Source organism: Streptomyces sp. NPDC012794, from assembly GCF_042901085.1.
In the GTDB taxonomy this organism is placed as follows: Bacteria; Actinomycetota; Actinomycetes; order Streptomycetales; family Streptomycetaceae; genus Streptomyces.
The window spans coordinates 300,843-315,841 of sequence record NZ_JBIBCI010000008.1; the positions used below are offsets into that span (position 1 = coordinate 300,843).

Genomic DNA, 14,999 nt, shown 5'->3' on the forward strand with positions numbered 1-14,999 from the left:
CGCCGGAACCCCGTTGGCGCGGGGCGCCGTTCGGGACGGGCTCAGCTCGCGGGACGGGCTCAGCTCGCGGGGGCGACGATCCCTCGGGCCACCCCCAGGGCGACCAGGTCCTGCGGCCGGATGCGCAGCTGGTCCGCCGTGGCGGGGGCCTCTTCCGCGGGGCGCTTCAGAATGGCCGCCGCCAGTTCGGGGGCGATCACCGAGAAGTAGCTGTCCGGGGTGACCCAGGTGTTCCCGGGCGCGGCCAGGGCGAGCGCCCCGCCCGAACCGCCCTCCCCGATCAGCAGGGTGGTCACCGGTACGGAGGCCTCCGCGAGCGCCGCGAAGGCGTCGGCGATGGCCGGGCCGGCGCCGGCGTGTTCGGCGGCGGCGTCGTTGGCCGCGCCGGGGGTGTCCACCAGGGTGAGCACCGGGATCCCCAGCCGGTCCGCGAGGCGGATCACCCGGGCCGCCGTACGGTAGCCCGCCGGGCGGGTGGCGGTGCCGCACTGGGCCGCGTACGCGACGGCCCGCCCCCCGCGCAGCCCGAACCCGCACAGCATCCCGGGATCGGCGGCCCCGGCCCGGTCGCCGCGCAGCGGCAGGCGCAGCTCGAAGTAGGCCCGCAAGTACGCCTCCGCCCGCGGGCGGTCCGGGTGCCGCGCCTGCCGGACGGCGTCCCAGCCCGTCTCCGGGGGCGTCGCGCGGGCCAGCGCCGCCGGGGGCTCGACCGCCCCGTCCGGGCGCGGCGCGGTCAGCACCCGCAGCCAGTCCGCGACGGCCGCCGGGAGCTCCGCGGCGGGCACGACGGCGTCGACGTGCCCGGCGGCGTACTGCCCCTCGGCGGTGTAGGCCGCCGGATCGGCGTCCGCCGGCCGCACCCGGGACCCCGCGAAGCCGACCTGTGCCCCGGGCAGCGCCAGCACCACGTCGGCCCCCGCCCCGAGGGTGGCCCACCCGCCGCCGGTGGTCGGGTCGCGCAGCACCGCGATCTGCGGCAGCCCGGCGGCCCGGGTGAGCACGCACTGCCGCGCCACCCGCTGGAGCTGGGTCAGCGCCAGCATCCCCTCCTGCATCCGGGACCCGCCGGTGGCGATCAGGGACACCAGCGGCAGGCGCCGCTCCCGGGCGTGCCGGTACGCGGCCTCGAGCCGGTCTCCGGTGTGCTGCCCGAGGGAGCCGCCGAGGAACCCGAACTCGAAGGAGATGACCGCCGCCGGACGACCGCCGATGAGGGCGGTGCCGATGACGACGGACTCCTGCTCGCCGGTCCGCGCGGTGGCACGGGCCCGGGAGGCGTCGTAGCCGGTCCAGCCGATGGGGCCGTCGTCGGGGGACTCCGCGCGGGGGACGGGGAGTTCGGCGAACGTACCGGGATCGGTGAGGGCGGCGATGGCGGCACGGGCCGAGAGGCGGATCGTCACGCAGCCACCCTAGGCGTAGCCCGCTCGCGAGGCCATGGACTGGGGGCGGTGGGCGGTGTCCCGGCGGGGCGGTCCCAGGGCTGGTTTGGGGGGTTCCCGTCAGTCCCATCGTCCTTCCGCGTCGTGCCGGCCCGCCAAGGGCGCTCACTTCGTTCGCGTCGCTACGCGATGGCCTTCGGCCACCCTTGACCGACCAGCCCGCCCCGGAAAGCCGAAAGACTGCCGGGAACCCCCCAAAAGAACGGTCACGGGGTAGGAATGGGAGGGGCGGGCTCCTCAGCGATGAGACGGGCGGCCGGGCCACGGCCTGCCGGGCATCCGGGCCCCCTGATCCCCCGTCCGGGACAGGGGCCCGGCTACCCGCACCACATGTTGATCAGAGCCCCCTGCCGAGCCCCCAAGCGCGACAGATCGCTACCCACTCCTCCCGGCATGGCGTCCGACGCCCTTCCAGGGCCGATACCCGCACCACATGCCGAACCGGGCAGCGGAGGAGCGGGTGGGCGCGGCAGATCGCTACACGCTGCTCAGAGGAGGCGTCCGCAGCTCGTTCGTGCCGGTGCGGCGGTCCAAGGCGAGCAGCATGACTTCGTGCGAGGGTGCTCCGGGCCACGGGTGGGCGTCACCCACTTTGCGGTAGCCCCATGCCCGATAGGCGGCTACGGCGGCTTTGCTCTCCGGGTGAACATTGAGCAGCACGCGTTCGGCGTCGGTGGTGGCGATCAGAGTGTCGTGCAAGCGGTGGGCAATTCCCTGTCTGCGCCAGTGGGCGCGCACGGCGAGTTCCATCAGGCCGAAGGTTCTGTGGCCGTCCTCGCGGCGCATGTCCGCCGGTACGGGCTGAGTGAGCTGGTCCCACCAGCCGGTCTGGGGACCGAGGGGATAGCCGTAGGCCATGCCGACCGGTTCGCCGTCTCGGGTGGTGGCCAGCGCTCCGATGAAGGCGCTCTTGCGGGTCTGGGAACGGAAGCGGCGGAAGGCGGACGACACATCCGCCTCGGTCTCCGAGTAAGGCGGTTGAGCGAAGGCTTCGGCGTAGACCACTCGGAAGGCCTCCTCGGCCTCCGCCGCCGCAGGCCCGTCGAGGCGCTCGATGCGGACATGTCCTGACTGGCTCATCCCAGGCCTCTCAGATGGCTTCGTGGATCCGTGCGACGCAGTCGCGGGCGGTCCGACTATCGATCGCGGACACCGAGCGCAGGAACTCACACACCTTGCCCAGCAGACGTGGGGAGGCGATCCCACCCCAGGCGTCCATGACGCCGTCCACCTCGGCGCACGCCTCCTCGACCTCGCCGGCGGCGAGCAGAGCATTGGCGAGCCTGACGCGGTAAGAGGCGCTGTTCCGGGCCAATCCGCTTCCGATGCCGCCGACGGCGGCCCGGAGGAACGGAACCGCCCTCTGGGGCTCGTTGGCGCGCATGTACATGTCGGCGGTGGCGTAGTCGACCTCGAACGGGCCGACGAACCGGGCCCAGGCCGGTACTTCCTCGTCACGGTCCGTGCGTCCCTGGAACTGGACGGCTCGGCTCAAGGCCCGGCGTGCGTTCGGCAGGTCTCCGGAGTGGATGGCCACGTTGGCGCTCCGAAGTGCGATCACCAGATGAACCGTCGCCCCGGCCCGTGCACGGGTCGCCAGACGGTAGGCGGTTTCGACGGCGCTCGCGGCTTCCCACGCTCGATCTGCCTTGATCGCCAGCAGGACGAGCGTCTCCAGCACCGAGATCTGAAGGAGGGGATCGTCGACGAGCTGAGCTGCTGTGAGGGCTTCCATGCAGGCGGACCTGCCCTCGGAGATGCGGCCGCCGTCGTAGCCGTACCACGCCCGGTGGCCGTGCAGTTCGGCGAGCATCGTCTGAAGTTCACGACCCACGGCGGAGGTGTACGACGCTTTGCGCAGGGCGTTGCTGATCTCGGACTCGATGTGATCGGCCTGTGCGCTCGCCGGCACGCTTCCCTTGGTGTGGTCCGTCCGGTAGAGCCCTTCGAGTCGCTCCCGCAGACGCCCGAGCTCGGCCGTACCCACGCGCAGCCCTGGCGCGGCGGGAATGAGGGCCGCAGCTACGAGGGCGCCGGCGTCCGCGACGAAGGTCCTCCTCTTCACCTTCCCAGAGTCGCTGATCGGCTCTGCCACAGTCACGCGATGACGAGGGACCTTGAAGCCCATCTCCGCGAGCGGGACACCGAACACCGCTTCCAAAACGGCTTGCTGCCCCGGATGAGGCAGCGGTGGCGGCGCCTCGTTCTCCCAGCGCCGCAACTGGCGCACGCTCACCGCAGCGGCAACGCCAAGGCGCACCGCCTCGGCCGCGAATGCCTCCACGAACGACGCCTGCGTGTATCCCGCCCTCTGGCGTAATGAGGCCAGCTTCTTCCCCACCACTTGCTCACCATCCGTACATCGTCCGTGACGCATCCAGGATAGGGAGCGAAAACGTCCGCCTGAACGTCCGCCCTCCCAGAGCCCGGTTCACCGCGCTGAGCGATGGACTTGGTTCACGCCATTCCGCGTGAGGACAGGAGGACCCAATGCGCGTGCATCGCGAAGAAGCGGCCCAAGACGCCCCGTGGCCCCGGCCGGAGCCCGCAACCGTACCGAGTCAGGAGCTGCTCGACCGTGCTTGTGCCGGCTGGGAGCGCTTCCTGGCCACCTTCGAGGGAGCATCCGATGAATGAGTGCTATGAGTACGTGCCCCACCGGCTCCTGCGCCGTCGCGTCCGCGACATCGCCTCGGGCGTCGAGGGTGTGCTGATGGCGGTGATCAACGAGAACGTCTCGGACACCGGCATCGAACGCTGGATGGAGCTCGCCTACATCCGCAACGCCTCCGGCCGCGAGTTCACCACCGCCGTCGCCAACCTCGTACCCGCCCCGGACCAGCCCCAGGCGGCCGTCAGTCGCCGAGACCAGAGGAGCGTGTAGCGATCTGACGCGCCCACCCGCTTCCTCCGCTGCCCGGTTCGGCATGTGGTGCGGGTATCGGCCCTGGAAGGGCGTCGGACGCCATGCCGGGAGGAGCGGGTAGCGATCTGTCGCGCTTGGGGGCTCCGCAGGGGGCTCTGATCAGCATGTGGTGCGGGTAGCCGGGCCCCTGTCCTGGACGGGGGATGAGGGGGCCCGGATGCCCGGCAGGCCGTGGCCCGGCCGCCCGTCTCATCGGTGAGGGGCCCGCCCCTCCCATTCCTGCCCCGTGACCGTTCTTTTGGGGGGTTCCCGGCAGTCTTTCGGCTTTCCGGGGCGGGCTGGTCGGTCAAGGGTGGCCGAAGGCCATCGCGTAGCGACGCGAACGAAGTGAGCGCCCTTGGCGGGCCGGCACGACGCGGAAGGACGATGGGACTGACGGGAAACCCCCAAACCGGCTGTAAGACCGCCCGAGGGGATCTCCCTACAGCCCCGCCTCCCACACCACCGTCGTGCCCCCGGTGCCCGCTTCCGTGCGGCCGTCGTCGGAGACCGTCAGGCGGACTCGGGACGGGGTCGCGTCGATCTCGACCTCGATCGACGTGACCTCGCTGCGCCGGTGTGCCGCCGCCAGGGCGCCGCGCAGGGTCGACAGGAGCGCGGAGGTCACCGGGTCCGGGAGGAGGGCGTCCACCGGTCCCGCGAAGTGCACCGACGGCTGGAACCCCAGCAGCACGGCGGCTCCGCCCGTTTCGCGCAGCACTCGCCCCCGGAACGTCGTCGGGGCGTCGGTCGGGGGTTGCTGGAGGGCGAAGATGGCCGTGCGGACCTCCTGGATGGTGGAGTCCAGCTCGTCCACGGCGCGGCCCAGCTCCTCGCCGACTTCGTCGCCGCCCCCTCCGTCGCCGCCCTCTTCGCCCGTCGCCGCGTTGGCCGACCGCCGCCGCGTGCTCTCCAACATCATCTCCGTGGCGAACAGCCGCTGCACTACCAGGTCGTGCAGGTCGCGCGCGATCCGGTCGCGGTCCTCGTACACGGCCAGCTGCTCCCGGTCGTGCTGCGCGTCCGCCAGGACCAGGGCCAGTGCGGCCTGCGAGGCGAACTGCGAGGCCAGCAGCCGGTCCACCGCGTCGTACGGCTGCCCGCCCCGGGCCCTGGGCAGGGCGAGGGTTCCGATCAGCTGCCCGCCGCTCTGCAGCGGCAGCATCATGCTCGGCCCGAAGCGCTCGCGTACGTGGGTGGTCATCCGGGGATCGGTCGCGGAGTCCTCTATGAAGACGGGCTCACCGCCGAGGAGTTGCTCCAGTACGGGCGAACCGGGGGCGATGGCGGTGCCGACCAGGTCGCCGGGGTCCCCGTGCGTCGAGGCGGCCACGATTTCCATGCCGCCCTCCGGCGTCGGCTGGAGCACCACACCGGCCGCCGCGTCCGCCAGTAGCCGGGCGCGTTCGGCCACGCACATCAGGGCGTCCGCCGCCGGGCGTCCCGCCAGCAGGGTGGTGGTGACGGCGGCCGCGCCCTCGATCCAGCGTTCGCGCCGGCGCGCGGTCTCGTACAGCCGGGCGTTGCCGATCGCTATGCCGGCCTGCGAGGCCAGGACGCGCATCAGCGCGAGGTCCTCGTCCGTGAAGGGGCCGCCGCCGCGCTTCTCGGTGAGGTAGAGGTTGCCGAAGACCTCGGTGTGCACCCGGATCGGCACGCCCAGGAAGCTGCGCATGGGCGGGTGGCCGGGCGGGAAGCCCGCCGCGCGGGGGTCCCTCGTCAGGTCGTCCAGCAGCAGGGGCCGGGGCTCGGTGATCAGCGCGCCGAGGACGCCGGTGCGGCCGTCCGGCAGCCGGGGGATCGTGGCGCGTTCGGCGTCGGTCATGCCGGAGGTGAACAGCTGGGTCAGCCGGACGCGCTCGGGGTCGACGACGCCGAGCGCTCCGTACCGCGCCCCGCACAGGTCGGTGGCGGAGTCCACGACGTGCTGGAGGGTGGTGTGCAGCTCCAGTTCGGAGCCGACGCTGAGGACCGCCTCCAGCAGCGCCGGGAGGCTCGACGGCACACCGGCCCCGCCGGTCCCGGCGGCGCCGGCGGGTCCGTCCAGGGTCATCCGGCCAGCGGGTTGAGGACCATGGGGGCGATTTTTCCTTCCAGCATCGCGCCGAGTCCCAGCACGGCGCACACGTCGGGCCGTTCGGCGATGGCCACGGGCATTCCGGTGGAGTCCCGCAGCATCTGGTCCAGGCCCGGCAGCAGGGCGCTGCCGCCCACCATCATGATCCCCCGGTCCGTCAGGTCCGCGACCAGGTCGGGCGGGCAGTCCCGCAGCACCTTGCCAATGCCGTCGAGGACGGCCGTCAGCGGGGTGTGGATGGCGTCCCGCACGGCGGCGGTGTCCACGTGGACGGAGCGGGCGAGTCCGGTGGCCACGTCCCGGCCGTGGATCAGGGTGGAGGCCGGGCCGTCGGGGGTGATGCCGTTGCCGTGCAGGGCCAGCTGGAGGGGGCGTACGGCCTGGCTCGGCAGCATCAGTTCGTGGGCGTGGCGCAGGTGCTGGACCACCGCGTGGTCGATGGCCTCGCCGCCGACGGGGATCCGCTGGGCGGTGACGATCGAGCCGAGGGAGAGCACCGCGATCTGGGTGGCCGCCGCACCGCACACCATGATCATGGTCGCGGTCGGCTGTTCCACGGGCAGGCCGCAGCCGACGGCGGCCGCGATCAGGGTGTCGACGAGTTCGACGCGCCGGGCGCCGAGTCCGACCATGGTCTCCACGGCCGCCCGCTGGGCGAGCGGGTCGGCGTCGTGCGGGGTGCAGCAGGCGGCGCGCAGTCGGGGCTTGCGGCGCAGGGCGCGGCGCAGTTTCTCGCCGAGGAGGTGACGCAGCATCCGCTGGGCCATCTCGATGTCGACGACGGTGCCTCCGGAGACGGGGCGCACGACGCGGATGTAGTCGGGTGTGCGGCCGGTCATCCGCTCGGCGAAGGTGCCGACGGCGATGAGGGCGCCGGTGCGGGTGTTGACGGCGGCGACGCTGGGCTCGTCGACGACCAGCCCCGGTCCCTTGACGTAGACGCGGGTCCTCGCGGCTCCCAGGTCGACGGCGACGTGGCAGCGGCGCAACTGCTCAAGACTGACGGTCACGGCAGATCCTCCCGAGAGCGCGGACGAAGGATGAGAGACCGGCTACCGCCGATCGCATTTCACATCTTCTCGGATAAAAGGGTCATAGCGCCCGCTGGGCTGGTCCGGGTGGGGTCGTGGCGTACGGGTGAGGGGTGCTGCACGGGGGTGGATTTCTGTACCGACAGGCAGCAGCATGCGCGCACCATCCGCGCTACCCGTGCGTAACAAGGTAAAGGAGACCCGATGCTGACGCCCCGCCAGAGACTCCTGGCGCTCCTGATCCTCTGCCTGGCCCTCCTGGCACCCCTTCCGGCCCAGGCCGCCGCCCCCCGGGCGGCCGAGGACGCCGCCGCCCGCAATCCGGTGGTCTTCGTGCACGGCTACAACGCCGACCCGGGGGTCTGGGGGTCCCTGCGCGAGGACCTCAGGGCCGACGGGTACGCCGATTCGGAGCTCTTCTCCTTCGGCTACGACACCCACCAGTCCGTCAACGAAGTGCTCTCCGGACGCCTCGCCGCCTACGTCGACCAGGTCCGCCGGCAGACCGGCGCCGCCCGCGTGGACCTCGTGGGGCACTCCTTCGGCTCGCTCGTCAGCCGCTGGTACGTCAAGTACGGCGGCGGCGACGCGGCCGTGGACCACTGGGTCTCCCTGGCGGGCCCCAACCACGGCACGTCCACCGCCTGGGCCTGCGCCCTGTGGGACCAGGCCTGCCGCGACATGACCCCGGGCTCGTACGTGGTGAAGAACCTCGCCACCGGTGACGAGACCCCGGGCGCGGTCAGGTACGCCACCTTCTGGTCGGAGTGCGACGAGGTGGTCAACCCCGACGGCAGCGTCTCGCTCGCCGGGGCCCTCAACACGCCGGTCGGTTGCCTGGAACACAACGACCTGCTCGGCGACGACACCACCTCGGCCGGAGTCCGCGCCTTCCTGCGGGGCTGACCTGAGGCGGCCCTACCCCTCCTGCACCCGCTGGAGCAGCCCGTACGTGAACTCCGCCACCAGCGGCCGGCCCGACGCGGTGAACGCGAGCCGCCAGCGCGTCGGCGCCGTGCCCTCCATCGGCCGCGCCGGCGCGAAGGCCCGCGCGACCTCGTCCACCGTCGCCGACCAGGGCCGCAGGTCACCGGTCGTCTCCAGTACGGGCCCCCGCGCGCCCGGGGCCCGGACCAGCCACTCGTTCCACACCGCCCCGTCCGGCGCGGCCAGCACCTCGAACCGCAGCTCCGGCCACAGCGGCACCGGCCACAGCAGGGCCTCGCACTCCAGGTCCCCGATGGTGCGCCGCTCCACGGACTCCGGCGGGCCGAGCACCGACCGGTAACGCGCCAGGGCCCCGCGGGACCTGGGGGAGCGGACCATCGCCTGCCAGCGCCGGTTGGCCTCCCGCTGCTCCGCGAGGGTGGCGCCGAGGCGCAGCCGGGCCTCCTCGGCCAGGCCGGGCTGGAAGTCCGCCATCCTGCGCAGCAGCACCAGCTGGAAGGCGGCCGGCCCGAAGGCTCCCGGACGCCCCGGAGTCGGGTTCGCTGTCATGGAAGTAACGATTCCACACAGGATCCTTACGTTCCCGGAATGCTTATGTTGCCGGGGACCGCATAGCCTGCGGTCGCCATGAACTACTTCTGCCCCGCCTGTCAGAGGCACCTCAACGGCGCGCTCGCCTGCGCCGGGTGCGGAACCCCGGCCGAGCACCTGGTGGTCGCCGCGCCGAGTGTGCCGTCCCCGGGCCCCGAGCCGCAGCCCGCGCTGGCCGAGGTGTTCGCCGATTCGCTCGTCGTGCTGTCGGGCCCCCACGAGGGCCGCGCCGGCACCCGCAAGCGCGCCGCCACCCGCCGCAGACGGGGCCGGGGCGTGCTCGCGCTCGGGCTGGGTCTGGTGCTGGCGACCGGGGGCTCGATCGCCGTGGCCCGGATCGTGGCCGACGGCGAGGGCACCGACCGGGCGGACAAGGTGGTGCTGACCGACGACGGGCCGAAGCAGCCGGACCCGCTGCCCAGCGGGGAGGGGCCGGCCGTGCCCTCGGTCCTGCCGAAGGGCTCCGGCGGGGCGGCGAAGGCGGCCCGGCCCAGCGGAAGCCCGAGCGCCTCGGCGCAGCCGTCGGGGAGCGCGAGCGCCTCCGCCTCGGCGGCGACGCCCTCGCAGAAAGGTTCCAGCAGCGGGGCATCCGTAAAGCCGACACAGCCGGGACAGCCCGAGCCGGGCCCCACCGGCACGGCGCAGCCCACCCGGCCGAGCCCGACGGGCACGACGGGCAAGCCGAAGCCGAAGCCGACCGAGACCTGCGTGTTCTGGATCTTCTGCTGACCGGGCCTCACGGCCGGTACGGCACTTCCGGTGCGCAGGGCGGCTCCGATCCGTGCCGAACCCCCGGCCGGTGCGGCATCCCCGCGCCGCTCAGCCCAGCATCCGCCTGAGCAGGTCCCGCAGCGCCGTACGCTCCTCCGCCGAGAGCCCGGCCAGCGGTTCGCGCGCGAAGTCCAGCGACTCGCGCAGCCGCTCGGCGGTCGCGGTGCCCTCTTCGGTGGGCGCAGCCAGCTTCACCCGGCGGTCGGCCGGGTCCGGGCGGCGTTCGACCAGGCCACGGGTCTCCAGGCGGTCGATGATGCCGGTCACGTTCGAGGGCTCGCAGCGCAGCTTCTGCGCGATGTGCCGCATGGGCAGCGGCTCCATCGCGAGCAGGTTCAGCACCTTGGCCTGGGCGCCGGTGAGCTGGTGGCGGGCGGCCGCCTCCTCGTACTCCATGTGGTAGCGGGCCACGACATCGCCGATGAGCTCGACGACCTCGATGGTCACTGGGTCTGCGCGACGACTGGGCATGGCTCCAGCGTACCCGTTTACTTGACAACGTGAAATATCCAGGCGCATGGTTGTTTCACGTTCTGAAGTAAAACTTCGTTCCCCTGGAGTCCCTCATGTCTCAGATCCCCGCCGTCAGCCGCGAGTGGCACCTCGTCCGCCGCCCGCAGGGCTGGCCCGTGGCCGAGGACTTCGCCCTGCGCGAGGTGCCCGTCTCCGCCGAGCCCGCCCCCGGCCGGATCCTGGTCCGCAACCTGCACATGTCCGTGGACCCCTACATGCGCGGCCGGATGAACGACGCGAAGTCCTACATCGCGCCCTTCCGGCTCGACGAGCCGATGCAGGGCGGCGCCGTCGGCGAGGTCGTCGCCTCCAACGCCGAGGGCTTCCAGGCCGGCGACCACGTCCTGCACATGCTGGGCTGGCGCGAGTACGCCGAGGTGGACGCCGGGCAGGCCGTCAAGGTCGACGCCTCGCTCGCCCCGCTCTCGGCCTACCTCGGCGTCCTCGGCATGCCGGGCCTGACCGCCTACGCGGGCCTCTTCGAGGTCGCCTCCTTCAAGGAGGGCGACTCCGTCTTCGTCTCCGGCGCGGCGGGCGCGGTCGGCAGTCTCGTCGGCCAGTTCGCGCGGATCAAGGGCGCCTCCCGGGTGATCGGCTCCGCCGGCTCGGACGAGAAGGTGACGCTGCTCACGCAGAAGTACGGCTTCGACGCCGCCTTCAACTACAAGAACGCCCCCGTCGCCGAGCAGCTGCCCGCGGCCGCCCCCGACGGCATCGACGTCTACTTCGACAACGTCGGCGGCGACCACCTCGAGGCCGCCGTGACCAGCATGAACGTCCACGGCCGCGCCACCCTCTGCGGCGCCATCGCGGGCTACAACGACACCGAGGCCGCCCCCGGCCCGCGCAATCTCATGATGGTCATCGGCAAGCGGCTGCGCCTCCAGGGCATCCTCGTCGGCGACCACTACGGACTGCAGCAGCAGTTCGTCAAGGACGTGGCCGGCTGGCTGGCCTCCGGGGAGCTCCGCTACGACGAGACGGTCGTCGAGGGCGTCGAGAACGCCACCGACGCCTTCCTCGGAATGCTGCGCGGAGAGAACACCGGCAAGATGATCGTTTCTTTCACCGGTTAGGCTCACTCCACGACCGTCGCGATCGTGGGCGCGCATCGCGGCGATTCATCTGGAGGAAGTTCTTCATGTCCATCACGCAGACCGACGTCGCGTACACGGCCGTCGCCACCGCCGAGAACGGCCGTGACGGCCGCGTCGCCACCAACGACGGCCAGCTCGACATCGTCGTGAACCCGCCGAAGGAGCTCGGCGGCAGCGGCGCCGGCACCAACCCGGAGCAGCTGTTCGCCGCCGGCTACAGCGCCTGCTTCCAGGGTGCCCTCAGCGTCGCCGCGCGCAACGAGAACCTCGACGTCACCGGCTCCACCGTGACCGCCGAGGTCGGCATCGGCAAGAACGACGACGGCTTCGGCATCATCGTCAAGCTCACGGCCTCGATCCCGACCGTGGACGCCGCGACCGCCAAGGACCTGGTCGAGAAGGCCGACCAGATCTGCCCGTACTCCAAGGCCACCCGCGGCAACATCACGGTCGAGCTGAACGTCGCCTGACCGCGTCGCACGCCTGGTGAAGGCCGTACCCCCCGGGGTGCGGCCTTCGCCGTACCCGGCCCCATAAACTGGCCCCATGCGTGATCTTGCGGGGGGTTTCCGGTACTTGATGGCCGGACAGAGATGGGTGTTCCGGAACGGCCGCTGGCTGGGCTTCGGCCTGCTGCCGGGCCTCGTCGCGCTGGCGCTGTACGCGGCCGCGCTCGCCGGCCTCCTCTACGGCGCCGACGACTTCGTCGAGTGGGCCACGCCCTTCGCCTCGGACTGGTCCTCGCCCTGGCTGGGCCTGTTCCGCGGCTTCCTGACCGCCTTGACCCTCTCCCTCGGGCTCTTCCTCTCGGTGATCACCTTCACCGCCGTGACCCTGCTGGTCGGGCAGCCCTTCTACGAGTCCCTCTCCGAGCAGGTCGACCGGACCGAGGGCGGGGAGGTCCCCGAATCGGGGCGCTCGTTCTGGGAGGACCTGTGGATCTCCGCCCGGGACAGCGTGCGGCTGCTGGTACGGGTGGTGCTGTACGGGATCCTGCTCTTCGCCCTCGGGTTCATCCCCGTCATCGGGCAGACCGTGGTGCCGGTGATCGGGTTCTGCGTCTCCGGCTTCTTCCTCACCCAGGAGCTCACCTCCGTCGCCCTCCAGCGGCGCCGGGTGGACCTGGCCGAGCAGCTGGTCCTGCTGCGCGGGCGGCGGGCGCAGGCCCTGGGCTTCGGCGTGCCGCTGGTGCTGGCGTTCCTGATCCCGTTCGTCGCGGTCTTCCTGATGCCGGGCGCGGTGGCGGGGGCGACCCTGATGGCGCGGGAGCTGGTGGGCGCCGACTCCGCCGATTCTGCCGCTTCCGCCGAGGACGGGGAGGAGGGTGACGGCGGCCCGGGGCCCGGCACGGGCCCGGGGGCGCAGGGCCCGTACGGCCAGTCCCACGGTCAGGGTCCGTACGGCCCGGGGCCGTACGGCCAGGGTCCGGGCCAGTCCCCCGGCGGGGCTCCGAACCCCTACGGCCAGACCCCGAACCCCTACGCCCAGGGCTGACCTGGCCCGGACCCCGCGCGCCGCCGCCGGTCCGACGCGTGGCTACCGCCGCCGCAGCAGGGTGAGCGCCGCGACGGTGTCCTCGCCGCCGTGGGCCGCGGGGTCGGCGTCCAGGCGCTCGCGCATCAGGTCCAGGTACGGGCTGATCAGCTCGGCGCTGACCCCCTGGTCGGCGGCGGTGCGCAGCAGCGTCCCGCTGGCGGCGACCTGCATGGCCAGCCCGGACACCACCCCGCTGGTGAAGTCCCGCGAGGTCAGCCGCTCGGCGGCGTTGCCGACGAAGAAGCCCATCGCGCCCAGCCACTCGGACAGCAGCGGCGCCAGGTCCTTGGGGGCGATGTCTTCGCCCTCGATCAGGGCGTAGGCATGCGAGATCCCCGCGAACATGCCGTACATCGCGCTGAGCAGCGCCACGTCGTGCAGCGCCGCGTGGCCCGGGTCCTCGCCGACGAAGCGGGCGACGGCCGGGACCTCCAGGGCGGCCCGGTGGGTGTCGAAGAGGGCGCGGGAGCCGCTGTAGAGGACGTACCCACCGGAACCGGGGGCGCCGATCATGTCCGGCGTCGCCATGATCCCGGCGTCCACGAAGCGGGCGCCGCGCTCCTGGGCCCAGGCGGCCCGCGCCCGGCCCTCGGCGGGGGTGCCGGTGGTGAGGTTGACCAGGTCCTTGCCGGCCAGGTCGACGCCGTCCAGGGTGGATTCGATGCTGGCGTCGTCCAGCAGGCAGAGCACGATGAGGGTGTTCGCGGCGACGGCCGCGGCCGGGCTCCCGGCGACTGCCGCGCCCTCGGGGGCCAGGGCGGCGGCCTTGGCGGCGGTGCGGTTCCAGACGGTCAGCGGGTGCCCGGCGGCGAGCCAGGTGCGGGCGAGGGCGGTGCCCATGTCGCCGAGTCCGAGCAGGGTGAGCGGACGCTTCGTCACGTGTGTGTCGGTCATGCCGTTTAGCCTGGTGGCAGGCGGTGACGCGCTCAAGTACGCACTTCGGAGTGGGTGGTTACCCCGAGGTGAGCGAGCAGGTGGGAGGGGAGTACGTGATGGCGGTTACAGGACGGCCCGGGGCGGACCACTGCGGGATCGCCGCGGCGATGTCGGTGATCGAGGGCAAGTGGAAGGTCTCGCTCCTGTGGGAGCTGGAGCGTTGCCCGCGGCGCCGCTTCGGCGAGCTGAGGCGGCTCGTCCCGGGGGTGTCGGAGAAGGTGCTCGCGGCGCAGCTGCGCGAGCTGGAGACCGACGGCATCGTCCGCAGGGAGGTGTACGACGAGGTCCCGCCGCGCGTCGAGTACTCCCTGACCCCGCTCGGCGAGGAGCTGAACGGGGCCCTGGAGGCCCTGGGGGAGTGGGGCGCCAAGCACCTCCTCCCGGACTCCGCCTGAGCCCGGGGGCTGCGCGTGCGGGAGACCGCCGGGCCGGCCGTCAGGCGGGGACCTCGACCGTGACCACGTCCGGGCCGCGGTCGTCGGCCTCGGCCAGCAGGGCGCCGTCCGGGGCCCATACCGCCGCGCCGCCGCAGCCCGTCCAGGGACCCGCCGGGCCGACGTGGTTGGCGAGGACCACGTACAGGCCGTGCTCCTTCGCGATCCCGGGGTACACGCTCGCCCGCTCGGCGATCCCGTCGCCCGTGCCGTACAGGGAGCTCGCCAGGTGCACAGCGCAGCCGTCGGCCGCGGCCCGGCCGGTCAGCTCCGGGAAGTGGTTGTCGAAGCAGACGCCCAGGGAGAAGCGGATGCCGCCGAGTTCGAAGCGGCCGTCGGCGGCGCCCGCGGCGAAGGCGCCCCGTTCGTGCTGGTAGAGGTGCTGCTTGGCGTACGTCGTCACGTGCGCGCCGTCCGCGTCGTACACCAGCGTCGCGATGGCGGGCAGCGGCCCCCCGGTGCGCAGGGCGACGTTGACGGCCACCGCCGTGCCGGTGGAGCGCAGCCCGTCCAGGCGGGGATCCTCGGCGTCGGCCAGCCACAGGCCGGGGTCGTCGGCGAGGGCCTCCAGCTCGTACCCGGTGAGCGTGAACTCCGGGAAGACCACCAGCTCCGCGCCCTGTCCGCGCGCCCGGACGGCGAGGGCGGCGGCGGCCGCGGCGTTGGTGGTGACGTCGGCGGGGACGCAGGTCAGCTGGGTGGCGGCGATCTTCATGGG

The 14,999-nt window shown here is 72.8% G+C and carries 16 protein-coding genes; 7 read left to right on the plus strand and 9 right to left on the minus strand.

Features of this window, described 5'->3' with window-relative positions:
- Positions 1-59: 59 nt before the first annotated feature.
- The 3 genes from ACFY7H_RS18035 to ACFY7H_RS18045 all read right to left on the minus strand — a co-directional run bounded on the left by ACFY7H_RS18035 (position 60) and on the right by ACFY7H_RS18045 (position 3,783).
- A complete protein-coding gene (locus ACFY7H_RS18035; RefSeq protein ID WP_388939094.1) occupies positions 60-1,403 on the minus strand; it encodes a carboxyl transferase domain-containing protein in 1,344 nt (447 codons plus the stop codon).
- A gap of 516 nt (positions 1,404-1,919) precedes the next feature.
- Complete coding sequence (locus ACFY7H_RS18040; protein WP_388939095.1) at positions 1,920-2,522, minus strand: GNAT family N-acetyltransferase; 603 nt, start codon at positions 2,520-2,522, stop codon at positions 1,920-1,922.
- Between the two features lie 10 nt (positions 2,523-2,532).
- Positions 2,533-3,783, minus strand: coding sequence for a hypothetical protein (locus ACFY7H_RS18045; RefSeq protein ID WP_388939096.1), 1,251 nt, complete (start codon positions 3,781-3,783; stop codon positions 2,533-2,535).
- A gap of 288 nt (positions 3,784-4,071) precedes the next feature.
- Here ACFY7H_RS18045 and ACFY7H_RS18050 point away from each other — a divergent pair, with 288 nt between their 5' ends.
- On the plus strand, positions 4,072-4,326 hold the full coding sequence (locus tag ACFY7H_RS18050) for a hypothetical protein (RefSeq protein WP_388939097.1): 255 nt from the start codon (positions 4,072-4,074) through the stop codon (positions 4,324-4,326).
- A 463-nt stretch (positions 4,327-4,789) separates the two neighbouring features.
- Here the strand turns inward: ACFY7H_RS18050 and ACFY7H_RS18055 are convergent, their stop codons facing one another.
- On the minus strand, positions 4,790-6,400 hold the full coding sequence (locus ACFY7H_RS18055; protein ID WP_388939098.1) for a GAF domain-containing protein: 1,611 nt from the start codon (positions 6,398-6,400) through the stop codon (positions 4,790-4,792).
- Positions 6,397-7,434 (minus strand): rod shape-determining protein, encoded by a 1,038-nt coding sequence (locus ACFY7H_RS18060; RefSeq protein ID WP_388939099.1) that lies wholly within the window; start codon positions 7,432-7,434, stop codon positions 6,397-6,399. Before ACFY7H_RS18060 ends, ACFY7H_RS18055 begins: the two co-directional genes overlap by 4 nt.
- Positions 7,435-7,659: 225 nt before the next feature.
- Here ACFY7H_RS18060 and ACFY7H_RS18065 point away from each other — a divergent pair, with 225 nt between their 5' ends.
- The gene (locus tag ACFY7H_RS18065; RefSeq protein WP_388939100.1) at positions 7,660-8,361 is read left to right on the plus strand and encodes an esterase/lipase family protein; all 702 of its coding nucleotides are present in this window, start codon (positions 7,660-7,662) and stop codon (positions 8,359-8,361) included.
- Between the two features lie 12 nt (positions 8,362-8,373).
- Here the strand turns inward: ACFY7H_RS18065 and ACFY7H_RS18070 are convergent, their stop codons facing one another.
- Positions 8,374-8,952, minus strand: coding sequence for a hypothetical protein (locus tag ACFY7H_RS18070; RefSeq protein ID WP_388939101.1), 579 nt, complete (start codon positions 8,950-8,952; stop codon positions 8,374-8,376).
- 78 nt (positions 8,953-9,030) lie between these two features.
- Here ACFY7H_RS18070 and ACFY7H_RS18075 point away from each other — a divergent pair, with 78 nt between their 5' ends.
- Positions 9,031-9,723: a hypothetical protein gene (locus ACFY7H_RS18075; RefSeq protein WP_388939102.1), complete on the plus strand. Its 693-nt coding sequence runs from the start codon at positions 9,031-9,033 to the stop codon at positions 9,721-9,723.
- Positions 9,724-9,813: 90 nt separating this feature from the next.
- On the opposite strand, the gene ACFY7H_RS18080 is transcribed toward ACFY7H_RS18075, so the two are convergent.
- A complete protein-coding gene (locus ACFY7H_RS18080; RefSeq protein WP_388939103.1) occupies positions 9,814-10,236 on the minus strand; it encodes a MarR family winged helix-turn-helix transcriptional regulator in 423 nt (140 codons plus the stop codon).
- Positions 10,237-10,331: 95 nt separating this feature from the next.
- Here ACFY7H_RS18080 and ACFY7H_RS18085 point away from each other — a divergent pair, with 95 nt between their 5' ends.
- The 3 genes from ACFY7H_RS18085 (at position 10,332) to ACFY7H_RS18095 (ending at position 12,869) form a co-directional block, all read left to right on the plus strand.
- Positions 10,332-11,354, plus strand: a complete 1,023-nt coding sequence (locus ACFY7H_RS18085) for an NADP-dependent oxidoreductase (protein WP_388939104.1) — start codon at positions 10,332-10,334, stop codon at positions 11,352-11,354.
- Positions 11,355-11,419: 65 nt separating this feature from the next.
- The gene (locus tag ACFY7H_RS18090; protein WP_388939105.1) at positions 11,420-11,845 is read left to right on the plus strand and encodes an organic hydroperoxide resistance protein; all 426 of its coding nucleotides are present in this window, start codon (positions 11,420-11,422) and stop codon (positions 11,843-11,845) included.
- A 76-nt stretch (positions 11,846-11,921) separates the two neighbouring features.
- Positions 11,922-12,869 (plus strand): EI24 domain-containing protein, encoded by a 948-nt coding sequence (locus tag ACFY7H_RS18095; protein WP_388939106.1) that lies wholly within the window; start codon positions 11,922-11,924, stop codon positions 12,867-12,869.
- Positions 12,870-12,911: 42 nt separating this feature from the next.
- Here the strand turns inward: ACFY7H_RS18095 and ACFY7H_RS18100 are convergent, their stop codons facing one another.
- Positions 12,912-13,805: an NAD(P)-dependent oxidoreductase gene (locus ACFY7H_RS18100; RefSeq protein WP_388939107.1), complete on the minus strand. Its 894-nt coding sequence runs from the start codon at positions 13,803-13,805 to the stop codon at positions 12,912-12,914.
- A 98-nt stretch (positions 13,806-13,903) separates the two neighbouring features.
- Between ACFY7H_RS18100 and ACFY7H_RS18105 the strand changes: the two genes are divergently transcribed.
- Complete coding sequence (locus ACFY7H_RS18105; RefSeq protein WP_388939136.1) at positions 13,904-14,242, plus strand: winged helix-turn-helix transcriptional regulator; 339 nt, start codon at positions 13,904-13,906, stop codon at positions 14,240-14,242.
- Between the two features lie 40 nt (positions 14,243-14,282).
- Here the strand turns inward: ACFY7H_RS18105 and ACFY7H_RS18110 are convergent, their stop codons facing one another.
- Entirely contained in the window at positions 14,283-14,996 is a 714-nt protein-coding gene (locus ACFY7H_RS18110; RefSeq protein WP_388939108.1) for a carbon-nitrogen hydrolase family protein, read from the minus strand.
- Positions 14,997-14,999: the final 3 nt, after the last annotated feature.

What these genes read in the sequence shown, in the direction of transcription:
- ACFY7H_RS18075 (WP_388939102.1), top strand. Translation starts at nt 9,031, where the DNA reads ATGAACTACTTCTGCCCCGCCTGTCAGAGGCACCTCAACGGCGCGCTC.
- ACFY7H_RS18095 (WP_388939106.1), top strand. Translation starts at nt 11,922, where the DNA reads ATGCGTGATCTTGCGGGGGGTTTCCGGTACTTGATGGCCGGACAGAGA.
- ACFY7H_RS18040 (WP_388939095.1), bottom strand. Translation starts at nt 2,522, where the DNA reads ATGAGCCAGTCAGGACATGTCCGCATCGAGCGCCTCGACGGGCCTGCG.
- ACFY7H_RS18105 (WP_388939136.1), top strand. Translation starts at nt 13,904, where the DNA reads ATGGCGGTTACAGGACGGCCCGGGGCGGACCACTGCGGGATCGCCGCG.
- ACFY7H_RS18110 (WP_388939108.1), bottom strand. Translation starts at nt 14,996, where the DNA reads ATGAAGATCGCCGCCACCCAGCTGACCTGCGTCCCCGCCGACGTCACC.
- ACFY7H_RS18090 (WP_388939105.1), top strand. Translation starts at nt 11,420, where the DNA reads ATGTCCATCACGCAGACCGACGTCGCGTACACGGCCGTCGCCACCGCC.
- ACFY7H_RS18080 (WP_388939103.1), bottom strand. Translation starts at nt 10,236, where the DNA reads ATGCCCAGTCGTCGCGCAGACCCAGTGACCATCGAGGTCGTCGAGCTC.
- ACFY7H_RS18055 (WP_388939098.1), bottom strand. Translation starts at nt 6,400, where the DNA reads ATGACCCTGGACGGACCCGCCGGCGCCGCCGGGACCGGCGGGGCCGGT.
- ACFY7H_RS18100 (WP_388939107.1), bottom strand. Translation starts at nt 13,805, where the DNA reads ATGACCGACACACACGTGACGAAGCGTCCGCTCACCCTGCTCGGACTC.
- ACFY7H_RS18070 (WP_388939101.1), bottom strand. Translation starts at nt 8,952, where the DNA reads ATGACAGCGAACCCGACTCCGGGGCGTCCGGGAGCCTTCGGGCCGGCC.
- ACFY7H_RS18065 (WP_388939100.1), top strand. Translation starts at nt 7,660, where the DNA reads ATGCTGACGCCCCGCCAGAGACTCCTGGCGCTCCTGATCCTCTGCCTG.
- ACFY7H_RS18050 (WP_388939097.1), top strand. Translation starts at nt 4,072, where the DNA reads ATGAATGAGTGCTATGAGTACGTGCCCCACCGGCTCCTGCGCCGTCGC.
- ACFY7H_RS18085 (WP_388939104.1), top strand. Translation starts at nt 10,332, where the DNA reads ATGTCTCAGATCCCCGCCGTCAGCCGCGAGTGGCACCTCGTCCGCCGC.